This is a genomic window from Nocardia sp. NPDC058497 (assembly GCF_042720195.1).
Lineage (GTDB): Bacteria > Actinomycetota > Actinomycetes > Mycobacteriales > Mycobacteriaceae > Nocardia.
On record NZ_JBHXMY010000173.1, the window covers coordinates 1 to 10,664 of the forward strand.

At 68.5% G+C, this 10,664-nt stretch carries 10 protein-coding genes; 4 read left to right on the forward strand and 6 right to left on the reverse strand.

The genetic code is table 11. From position 1 onward, the window contains the following. Positions 1–1,332, reverse strand: a 1,332-nt coding sequence (locus tag ACFWPJ_RS14325; RefSeq protein WP_378851097.1) for an NAD(P)/FAD-dependent oxidoreductase, incomplete at its 3' end; no start/stop codon positions are given. A 290-nt stretch (positions 1,333–1,622) separates the two neighbouring features. Here ACFWPJ_RS14325 and ACFWPJ_RS14330 point away from each other — a divergent pair. Beyond that, positions 1,623–3,404, forward strand: a complete 1,782-nt coding sequence (locus tag ACFWPJ_RS14330) for a thiamine pyrophosphate-requiring protein (RefSeq protein WP_378851100.1) — start codon at positions 1,623–1,625, stop codon at positions 3,402–3,404. Positions 3,405–3,758: 354 nt separating this feature from the next. On the opposite strand, the gene ACFWPJ_RS14335 is transcribed toward ACFWPJ_RS14330, so the two are convergent. The 5 genes from ACFWPJ_RS14335 to ACFWPJ_RS14355 all read right to left on the reverse strand — a co-directional run bounded on the left by ACFWPJ_RS14335 (position 3,759) and on the right by ACFWPJ_RS14355 (position 7,938). Further along, positions 3,759–4,358: a TetR/AcrR family transcriptional regulator gene (locus ACFWPJ_RS14335; protein WP_378851103.1), complete on the reverse strand. Its 600-nt coding sequence runs from the start codon at positions 4,356–4,358 to the stop codon at positions 3,759–3,761. A 68-nt stretch (positions 4,359–4,426) separates the two neighbouring features. Beyond that, positions 4,427–4,807: a carboxymuconolactone decarboxylase family protein gene (locus ACFWPJ_RS14340; protein WP_378851105.1), complete on the reverse strand. Its 381-nt coding sequence runs from the start codon at positions 4,805–4,807 to the stop codon at positions 4,427–4,429. After that, positions 4,804–5,691 carry an NAD(P)-dependent oxidoreductase gene (locus ACFWPJ_RS14345; protein WP_378851108.1) on the reverse strand — a complete coding sequence of 296 codons (888 nt, stop codon included), beginning with the start codon at positions 5,689–5,691 and terminating at the stop codon, positions 4,804–4,806. The genes ACFWPJ_RS14340 and ACFWPJ_RS14345 overlap by 4 nt, the downstream gene beginning before the upstream one ends. Next, a complete protein-coding gene (locus ACFWPJ_RS14350; protein ID WP_378851111.1) occupies positions 5,688–6,437 on the reverse strand; it encodes an SDR family oxidoreductase in 750 nt (249 codons plus the stop codon). The genes ACFWPJ_RS14345 and ACFWPJ_RS14350 overlap by 4 nt, the downstream gene beginning before the upstream one ends. A 31-nt stretch (positions 6,438–6,468) precedes the next feature. Further along, positions 6,469–7,938, reverse strand: coding sequence for an aldehyde dehydrogenase (locus ACFWPJ_RS14355; protein ID WP_378851113.1), 1,470 nt, complete (start codon positions 7,936–7,938; stop codon positions 6,469–6,471). 118 nt (positions 7,939–8,056) lie between these two features. Between ACFWPJ_RS14355 and ACFWPJ_RS14360 the strand changes: the two genes are divergently transcribed. The 3 genes from ACFWPJ_RS14360 to ACFWPJ_RS14370 all read left to right on the forward strand — a co-directional run bounded on the left by ACFWPJ_RS14360 (position 8,057) and on the right by ACFWPJ_RS14370 (position 10,580). Beyond that, positions 8,057–8,650 carry a TetR/AcrR family transcriptional regulator gene (locus ACFWPJ_RS14360; protein WP_378851116.1) on the forward strand — a complete coding sequence of 198 codons (594 nt, stop codon included), beginning with the start codon at positions 8,057–8,059 and terminating at the stop codon, positions 8,648–8,650. Positions 8,651–8,751: 101 nt separating this feature from the next. Then, on the forward strand, positions 8,752–10,104 hold the full coding sequence (locus tag ACFWPJ_RS14365) for a cytochrome P450 (RefSeq protein WP_378851119.1): 1,353 nt from the start codon (positions 8,752–8,754) through the stop codon (positions 10,102–10,104). 41 nt (positions 10,105–10,145) lie between these two features. Continuing rightward, on the forward strand, positions 10,146–10,580 hold the full coding sequence (locus tag ACFWPJ_RS14370) for a hypothetical protein (RefSeq protein WP_378851122.1): 435 nt from the start codon (positions 10,146–10,148) through the stop codon (positions 10,578–10,580). The last annotated feature ends 84 nt before the right edge of the window (positions 10,581–10,664 follow it).

The following is a 10,664-nucleotide window of genomic DNA, read 5'->3' on the forward strand; positions in this document are numbered from 1 at the left end:
GACGCGGTACACCGCGCACCGGTGCCCGGCCACGCGTACCACCGCGCCGGCGCCGGGGGTGATGTCGTCGACGGAGTCGACGTGCGAGGTCCGTAGCCGATCGCCGACGAAGTGCTTGACGATCTTGGCCTGGGCCTCGAGCAGGGAACCGGCCTCGGTGATCGGAGGCAGTCGCCGCGGGTCGAACAGGTCGGTCCAGGGCAGGCGGTCGCCGGTGATCAGCCCGGTCACCAGCCGTGCGGCCATCACCCCGTTACTCATGCCCCACCCGCCGTACCCCGTGGCCACGTAGACATTCTCCGCGCCGGCATGCAGCAATCCGGCATAGGGCAGATTGTCGGTGGTGACGTTGTCCTGGGCGGCCCACCGGTAGCGGATCCGCGCGTCCGGGAACCGCTCGGTAGTCCACGCCGTCAGCGACTCGAACCGCTGGGCGACCTCGCCCTGGCCCGGGGTGAACCGCTCGCCGGTGACGATCAGCAACCGCTGTCCATCGTCGTAGGGCGCGGTGCGGACCGAGCGGGTGTTGTCCTCGGGTGTGATGTACATGCCGCCCGGGTCCTGTGCCGCCGGAATCGAGCCGGCGACGACGAGCGCACGGCTCGGCGTCAGCCGGGGGAACAGCAACGCCCGATCGAACACCGGGTAGTGGGTCGCCACCACCACCGCACCCGCGCGCACCCGCGCACCCGACTCGGTGGTCAGCACATGCGGCGCGCCCTCCTCGAGGCCGACAACCCTGGTTCGTTCATAGATCGCGCCGGCGCGCACGGTGAACGCCTCGGCCAACGCCAGCAGGTAGCGGCGCGGATGAAACTGCGCTTGATCCTCCACCCGCACCGCCGCCGCCACCGGAAACGGCAGCCCGGTCTCGGTGACCAGCGAAGCCGGCAACCCCGCCGCCCGCGCCGCCGCGACCTCGTCTCGAATCTTTTCCGTCCCGTCCGCACGCTGCGCATAAGTGAACGCGGGGCACCGTTCGAATTGGCAGTCGATGCCCAGGTCGGCGACGGTGAGCGCGACATGGTCGATCGCGTCCTGCTGGGATTCGGCATAAGAACATGCCGCGTCCGCACCAAAAGTTGAGGTGATCTGGCCATAGATCAGTGTGTGCAAAGCGGTGAGTTTCGCAGTCGTATAACCGGTCACTCCGGCGGCTATGCGGTCGGCCTCGAGCACAACCACCGAACGACCGGTTCGCGCAAGCTCCCAGGCGCTACACAGCCCGGTGACCCCGCCCCCGACCACCGCGACATCGACGGTCACGTCCTGCTCGAGTCGTGGATAGGCGGTTGTTCCGGTGGAGTCCATCCAGAATGATTCGGCCCTCACCTGTTTGGTCATACATCGCGCGTGCCCGCACTGAACCGGGCCAAACGACGCACCGCGCCTCGCGTTCGAAGACCGGCTGGCTGTCGATGCCCGGTGTGCTACCGCTCGCGGGCCTTCACTCGGCGGTGTTCGCCGAAGACCAGGAGGGCGCCGCCGATGCGGCCGTCGCCCAATCACCGCCCTGTCGCGGGGCTGCGGTTTCATCGGTGCCGACCTGGGCATATCGGCACCAGGAGGCATGCCGATCCGGAGACGACCGACGTGGTGGCTCCCGAACACTGGAGGTGGCCATGGGTATCGAAGTGGGTGACCACATAGTCGCCCGGCTCCAGGAGTGGGGAGTCGAGCACGTGTTCGGCTATCCCGGTGACGGAATCGGCGGCTTGGTCGCCGCGTTCGGCCGGGCAGGCCGTCCGGCGTTCGTGCAGACCCGGCACGAGGAGATGGCGGCGTTCGCCGCGACCGGGTTCGCCAAGTTCAGCGGCCGGATCGGTGTCTGCGCTGCCACGTCGGGGCCGGGCGCGATCCACCTGCTCAACGGCCTCTACGACGCCAAACTCGATCACGCACCGGTGCTGGCACTGGTCGGCCAGACCGCACGCGGCGCCCGCGGGGTCGGTTTCCAGCAGGAGATCGACCTGCAGAGCCTGTTCAAGGATGTCGCCTCCGAATACCTCGTGGAAATCGATGTACCGGACCAGCTGCCCGCCGCGCTCGACCGCGCGATCCGGGTAGCCACCACCCGGTCCGCCCCCGCGGTGGTGATTGTTCCCGCCGATGTGCAGCAGGAACAGTTCCGCCCACCGGAAGTCGGCTTCGGACATGTTGGTTCGAGCCCGCCCGACGATCTGCACCAGGCCCGCGCGCTGCCGCCGCGGGAAGACATCGCCGCCGCCGCCCAACTACTGAACCACTGCACCCGGCCCGCGATACTGATCGGCCAGGGCGCACACGGCGCTGCCGACGAAGTGTTCGCCGTCGCCGAGCGGCTCGGTGCGGGCGTGGCGAAAGCCTTGCTGGGCAAGGATGTCCTGCCCGACGACATCCCCTTCGTCACCGGCTCGATCGGCCTGCTCGGCACCCGGCCCAGCTACGAGATGATGCGCGACTGCGACGCCCTGCTCATCGTCGGCTCGAACTTCCCGTACACCCAATTCCTGCCCGAGCCAGGAACCGCCAGGGCCGTGCAGATCGACGCCGACGGAACCCGCATCGGCATGCGCTATCCCACCGAGGTGAACCTGATCGGCGACGCCGCGGCGACCCTGTCCGCACTGACCGAACAGCTCTCCACCGATCGCGACCCGAGCTGGCGCGACCAGATCGAGAAGAACGTGGCGAGCTGGTGGGAAACCGTCGAACGCCAGGCCATGCTCGATGCCGACCCCGTCAACCCGATGCGGGTGGTGTGGGAACTGTCGAGCCGGCTGCCCGAGGGCGCGATCGTCACCGCGGACTCCGGGTCCTCGACCACCTGGTATGCCCGCTGCCTGCGGCTGCGGCACGGAATGCGCGGATCGTTGTCGGGCACATTGGCGTCGATGGGGGCGGCGGTGCCCTACGCGCTCGGCGCGAAATTCGCCCATCCCGATCGGCCGGTGATCGCTCTGGTCGGTGACGGCGCGATGCAGATGAACGGACTGACCGAACTACTGACCATCCGCCGCTACCGCGACCGTTGGCCCGACCAGCATCTGGTGGTCTGCGTCTTCCACAACAACGACCTCAACCAGGTCACCTGGGAACTGCGCGCCATGTCGGGAGCGCCGAAATTCACCGATTCCCAAGAACTTCCGGATGTGTCGTATGCCGAGATCGCCAGCGCGGAGGGCCTGACCGCGATCGCGGTGGACCGTCCGGAGGAGGTAGGACCGGCGTGGGACCAGGCGCTCAGTGCACACGAACCGGTCCTGCTGGACGTGCGCTGCGATCCCGAAGTGCCACCGATCCCGCCACACGCCACCCTCGAACAGATCGAGCACACCGCGGCGGCCGTCCTGCGCGGTGACCCCAACGCCTGGCACATGCTCGTCCAGGGCGCGAAAACCAAAGCGCGGGAACTGTTCCGCTGACCGCCCACCATCTGAAGGAGGCCGATGTCGATGACCCAACCCCCACTCCCCAACCCACCGGAACCCATTCCGCCGACACCACCGGAGCCCGCCCAGCCTCCCCCACCCCGCCCCGACCCCGTTCCCCCCGCACCGGTCCCACCCGGTCCCGCGCCTGACCCTCCCCCGCCCGGCCCGAGCCCCGACCCCATTCCCCCGATCCCCACCAGGGCTCCACCATCGCAGCAACCAACCGCATAGAGCAGCTGCCACGACAGGGTCACGACAGCCGTGCCGATTGGCTCCTCTACCGTTGCCGCACTCTGCGCATGCCCGATAGGGATGCGGCCACCCACAGGGCGCCCGCGGGATACGTCAGTCGGCAGCCGCAGCCGGGCTCTGCAGAATCCGCAGGGCGGCCCGCTCGATCCGGTCGGCGATCTTCGAGTACGACTCGTAGCCCATCCCGGCACGCACCAGCGCCCCCGCGTAGATCATCTCGAGCCATTCGATGACCTCTTCGTCGGCGTCCGGGCCGAGCGCTCGCGCGATCCTGCCGCGGATCTCGATCCCGATGCGGGTCCGCAGGTGCTCGACATCCGGGTCGCCACCGAGCAATGCGCTGGTGACCGCGCCCGACAATTCCTGCTCGTCGGCCACCAGCAGGGCGATATTGCGGAGCTCGGCGACGACGCGCACGGTCGAGTCCGGATCCTCGCTGGCAGGCGACCGCGAAGCGAGCAGCCGCCGCCAGAAGATCTCGGCCACCAGGTGTTCCTTGGACGAGAAGTAGGTGTACGCGGTCGCCGTGCCGACGCCGGCCTCGGCCGCGACCAGCCGGATCGTCATGCCGGAAAAGCCGTCGCGGGCCAGCACCCGCAGCGCGGCCTTGGTGAGCCGGTCGACCGTGTCGGCCTGCTTGTCGGTCAAACGCCGCCGCGTCGCTTCGAGGCTGATGGAATCGCTTTCGGACATGCGTCTGGATGCTACTCGCCGGTCCCTCTCCACCGTCCGACCACGTCGCAGGGGCGTGCAACAGGCGGCTACTTCTTGCGACGTTCCTGCGCGACCACCTTGCCGACGGCGCCGTCGAGCTTCGTGCCCGCGGGCCACCCCACGTAATGGCACAGGAACAGCGCGATCTCGCGAAGCTGTTCCTCCGACAGCTCCCCGTTGCGCAGCGCGGCCCCGATCTGGATCTCGGCGATATCCAGATGCCCCTGCGCGGTCAGTGCGCCGAGCAGTAGCAGCCGCCGTTCCCGCACGGTCAGCGCGGGGCGCGACCAGATCTCGCCGAACAGGTGGTCTGCGGTGACCGCAAAGTAGTCGCCGGGGCCGTCGGCGAAATCCCAGCCGTAGACCTCGCTCATCTTGGCCAGCCCATGCTGCCTGGCGTCGGTCGGGGTGTTTCCGTTGGTGGTCATGATGTCTCCTTGTCGAGCACGGGACCGGCGACGCCGAGCCCACCGGCGAGCCGGACGATGGCGAGTTGCGCGAGCGGCAGATCGACCCCGAGCCGGTCACCGAGTTCCAGGGCAAGGGACAGGTCCTTCTCGCCGAGGTCGCGCACATGGCCGAGGATGGGGAACCAGAAGTCGTCGGGGTCCAGCGGCGCGGTGGTGTCGCGCAGCATGATCGCGCCGGGGCCGCCGGTCACCGCGTCGGAGTGACGCACCACCTTGCCGAGCGCGGTGAGACTGAGTCCGGCGGCATCGGCCAGGCGCTGGGCCTCGGAGGCGGCGGTGAACGAGATGAAGTGCAACAGATTGCGCGCCAGCTTCATTCGCGTTCCCGCACCGACCTCGCCGGCGTGCACGATCAGGTCGGCGAAGCACCCGAACGGCGCCCTGATCCGGTCCACCGCGGCAGCACTACCGCCGACCATCACGGCCAGGCTGCCGTGGGTGGCGCCGGGGGCTCCGCCGCTGACCGGCGCGTCGACGAACTCGACCCCCTGCTGGGCGCATCGCGCGGCGAGCTCTTCCGCGGTCCGGTCACCGATCGTCGAATGCACCGCGACGACGGTGCCGGGAACCGCGGTGCGCAGAATGCCCGCCGGACCGGTGACGACCTCCCGCACCTGCGCGTCGTCGACCACCGTCACGCAGATGACGCGCGTGTCCGCCGCCAGCGCCGCCGGATCGGCGACCGCCCGCGCTCCCGCCTCGACGAACGGCGCCGTGGCCTCGGCGCGCACGTCACAGACGGTGAGACCGCCCGGCCACTGCAGCAGTCGCCGCGCCATCGGCGTGCCCATATTGCCCAGTCCGATGAATCCGACTGGGAGACAGTCTGTTTCGGTCGTCATCGGATGATCTGCCCGCCGTCGACATTCAGGATCTGCCCCGTGACCCAGCTCGCGTCGTCCGAGAGCAGATACAGGCAGGCGCCGACGAGGTCCTGCGGCGTGCCCATCCGTTTGATCGGAATGCGGGACACCATGTCCTTCACCAGGTTTCCTGGTGTGACGGTCTGGGTGGCCTCGGTGTCGATCGGGCCGGGCGCGATGGCGTTCACCCGGATCTTCGAGCCGCCGAGCTCGGTCGCCAGCTGCTGGGTGAGTCCGTTGATCCCGACCTTGGCCAGCCCGTAGAACCCGGAGTACAACCAGGCGGCCGTGGAGGATTGGTTGACGATGGAACCGCCGCCCGCCGCGATCATCGGCTTCCACACCGCGCGCGTCACATTGAGCGCGCCGTCGAAGTTCACTCCCATGAACTTCTTGTAGTAGTCCCACGGCACGGTGAGCAGCAGGTCGAGCTTCATCTCGCCGTAGATCGCGGCGTTGTTCACCAGGTGATGGATGGCGCCGAACTCGGCGACGGTGAATTCGGCCAGCGCGACGGCGGATTCAGGATCGGCGACGTCGACGCGGCAGAAGGCGGCGGTGCCACCCTCCGCGACGATCTTCGCCACAACCTCGGCGCCGCGCTCGGCATTGAGATCGGCGACGACGACATTTGCCCCTTCCGCGGCGAGCGCCGCGGCGTAGACCGCGCCGATGCCCTGTGCCGCGCCGGTGACGATCGCGGTGCGACCGGTGAAACGTGCCATGGTTGTTCAGCTCCTGTGAATGGTGTCGGTGTCAGGCGGGAGTGGCGACGAGCTTGGTCTCGAGGTATTCCTCGAACCCCGCGACGCCCATCTCCCGGCCGATGCCGGACTGCTTGTAGCCGCCGAACGGCGCGTCGGCGTGGTACCAGAGCCCGCCGTTGACGCTCAGCGTCCCGGTCCGCACCCCCGCGACCACCCGTTCCACGCGATCCGGATCGGTGCCCCAGACCGAACCCGACAGACCGTAGGGCGATTCGTTGGCCAGTCTGATCGCGTCGTCGTCGCCGTCGTGCGGGATCACGACGAGCACCGGCCCGAAGATCTCCTCCTGCGCGACGGTCGCGGTATTGCCGAGTCCGCTGATGAGCGTCGGCTCGATGAAGAAGCCGCGTTCCTGGTTCGCCGGCCTGCCGCCGCCGACCACGATCTGCCCGCCCTCGGCCTTGGCGATCTCGAGATAGCGCTCCACCCGCGCGCGCTGGTGTGCGGAAATGACCGGCCCACAGACGGTTCCGGCGTTCGTCGGGTCACCGGCCGCCAGCCCGGACAGCGTCCCGGCAGCCGCGGCAACCGCAGAATCGTAGGCGGTGCGCGGCACCAGGAGCCGGGTGGTGAGGGCGCAGCCCTGGCCGGCGTGGACGGCGACGGTGAACGCGGTGTAGCTCGCGGCCGCCGCGATATCGGCGTCGTCGAGCACGACCGCCGCCGACTTGCCGCCGAGTTCGAGGAAGGTGCGCTTGAGCGTGGCCGAGGCGCCTGCCATCACGGAGCGGCCGGTCCTGGTCGAGCCGGTGAAGGTGATCATGTCGACCCGCGGATCGTCGACCAGTTGCGCGCCGATGGCGTGGTCGGCGGAAGTGACGATATTGACGACGCCGGCGGGGATGTCGGTGTGTTCGGTGATGAGCGGGCCCAGAACCGCCGCGCACCAGGGTGTATCCGGCGCGGGTTTGAGTACGACGGTGTTTCCGGCGGCGAGCGCGGGACCGATCTTGGCCAGGTTGATCTGGTGCGGGAAGTTCCACGGCGTGATGGCGCCGACGACGCCGACTGCCTCGCGCCGGATCACCCGTCGACTGGCGACGCCCATCAGAGCTCTGGTGCCGAGATCTGTTTCCCAGGTGTAGTTCTCGGCCAGATCGGCGGCGTAGGACAGATCGGCGATCGGGCCTTCCAGCTGCGGCCCGCTGGTGAGCATCACCGGGGTGCCGACCTCAGCGATCGTGATCGCCCGCAGCTCCTCGAGGTGGTCGCCCAGGACGTCACGCAATTGACGCAGGCAATGAGCGCGGAATCCGGGGTCGCGCGACCATCCGGTCTCGTCGAAGGCGGTGCGCGCCGCGCCGATGGCGGCGTCCATGTCCTCGGCCGAGGCGTCGGCGGCGTAGCCGAGCACCTCCTCGGTCGCCGGGTTGATCGTCGCGAAGACGCCGGAGCCACCTGGGATCAGCTTGCCGCCGATCAGCAGGGGCGTGCCTTCGGCAGGGACGAGGCCATTCATAGCAAGGCTCCGATACATGTCTGGACAGGTGTACGGAATATAGTTCGGATCCTAGAACAGGCGCAAGGGTGCGCGCGGTGATTTGTCCATACACCAGGCTGTAGTAGCATCCAGACACATGTCCGAAATCGCGCCTACCGGCATCGAAGCAACTCGACGACGCTTGACGGAGAAACAGGCCGATACCGTGGACCGCCTCACCGTGGCAGCGGTCGAAGTGCTGTCCAGGGAGGGCTACTCGGGAACCACGATCCGGCTCGTCGCCGCCGCGGCCGGCGTCGGCACCGCCACCGCGTACACGTACTTCTCCTCCAAAGAGCACCTGATCTCCGAGGTCTTCTGGCGCCGCCTGGTCGCCATGCCACCCCTGGACGGCGGTGACGCCGACCCGACCACACGGGTGGTCGCCGTCCTGCGCGAGGTCTCGATGCTGGTGGCCGACGAACCCGCCCTGGCGGGCGCGGTCAGCAGCGCCCTGCTCGGCGACGACCCCGACGTGCGACACCTGCGGGTGCGTATCGGCAAGGAGATCCGACATCGGCTCGCGCAAGCTCTCGGCACGAAGGATCCGGAACAGCTTGCGGCACTGGAACTTCTGTACGCCGGAGCTCTCCTCCAGGGCGGCATGGGCCTGCTCTCCTACGCGGAGGTGGCCGACCTGCTCGAGGTCTGCGCGCGCCGCATGCTGGCCGATCCGGTGATCGGCAGCTAGCACGCCCGACTCCACCGAGCCTTGTCGCACAGGCTCAACCGTAGTACTGTCCAGACACGTGTCCATTGTGTATCTGGACAGTATTCCGGGAAGGATTCCCCATGACGCTGGTCATACCGCGGCGCGTGTCCGGAGGCGAAGAAGACCACGGGCACCTGGCCGAGTTCCGCACCGACCCGATCGCGCTGATGCGGCGTGTGCGCGCCGAGTGTGGCGATGTCGGGACCTTCGAACTCGCGGGACGCAACGTCGTCCTGCTGTCCGGCGCCGAAGCCAACGAGTTCTTCTTCCGGGCCGGCGACGACGACCTCGACCAGGGTGCGGCCTATCCGTTCATGAAGCCGATCTTCGGCGAGGGGGTGGTCTTCGACGCGCCGCCCGAACGCCGCAAGGAGATGCTGCACAATCAGGCGCTGCGAGCGGACCACATGCGCGGGCACGCCGGCACCATCTCCCGCGAGGTCGACCGGATGATCGCGGGCTGGGACGACGAGGGCGAGATCGATCTGCTCGAGTTCTTCGCGGAACTGACCATCTACACCTCCTCGGCCTGCCTGATCGGCGTGAAGTTCCGCAATCAGCTCGACGCCCGCTTCGCGCACCTCTACCACGAACTCGAGCAGGGCACCGACGCGCTGGCCTACGTCGACCCGTACGCGCCGATCGAGAGTTTCGCCCGGCGCGATGCCGCCCGGGCCGCACTGGTCGATCTGGTACAGGCGATCATGGATCAGCGGGCGGCCGCTGCGCCGACCGGCAAGGCCGAACGCGACATGCTCGATGTGCTGATGTCGGTCACGGACGAGAACGGCGCCCCACGGTTTCCGGCGAGCGAGATCACCGGCATCTTCATCTCGATGATGTTCGCCGGCCATCACACCACCTCGGGCACCGCGGCCTGGACGATCATCGAACTGCTGCGCCATCCCGAGACGCTGCGCGATGTCGTCACCGAACTCGACGAGCTGTATGCCGACGGGTCGGAGGTCAGTCACCATGCGCTGCGCCAGATTCCGCATCTGGAAGCCGCGCTCAAGGAGACCCTGCGGCTGCATCCGCCGCTGATCGTGCTCATGCGCCTGGCCCGCGGTGAGTTCGAAGTGTGCGGGCACCGGATCGCGCCGGGTGACATGGTGGCCGCCACGCCGGCGATCTCCAACCGGATTCCGGCGGACTTCCCCGACCCGGACGCCTTCGATCCCGGCCGCTATCTCGATCCGCGTCAGGACGACATCGTCAACCGCTGGACCTGGATCCCCTTCGGTGCGGGCAGGCACCGCTGCGTCGGCGCGCCGTTCGCGCTCATGCAGCTCAAGGCCATCTTCTCGATCCTGTTGCGGGACTGGGAGTTCGAGCTGACCCAGCCGTCGGACACCTACCGCAACGACCATTCCAAGATGGTCGTCCAGCTGCAGCAGCCCTGCCGCGTCCGCTACCGTCGTCGGCACCGCTGAACGCCCCGGGTCAATACCGCCGTCGGCCTCCAGGAGGAAACGTGTCAGCGCCGTCGCTACCCGCCGGATTCGATTTCACCGATCCGGCACTCTGGGAAACCCGCAACCCCGTCCAGGAATTCGCCGAACTGCGCCGGACCGCGCCGGTGTGGTGGAACCCGCAGACCGACGCGCAGTCGGGCGGCTTCCGTGACGGCGGCTACTGGGTGGTCACCAAACACGAAGACATCAAAGAGATCTCGCGCAATCCCGACCTGTTCTCCTCGCAGCGCAAGGGCTCGGTCATCCGGTTGCCCGGCGAGGTGACGCCCGAGCAGATCGAGCTCACCGGCGCGCTGCTGCTCAACATGGACCCGCCCAAGCACACCAAGATCCGGCGCATCGTCGCCAAGGGCTTCACGCCGCGCGCGGTCGAGGGGTTGCGCGCGGCACTGGCCGAGCGGGGGGCCCCCCCCGGGCACCCGGCCCCCCCGTAGCGGGGGGGGGTAGGACTCGCAGCGGTGGGGGGGGTCGAGGCGCGGGCCAACAAACCCCGCGCCCGAGGGGGGGGCCCCCCCAGA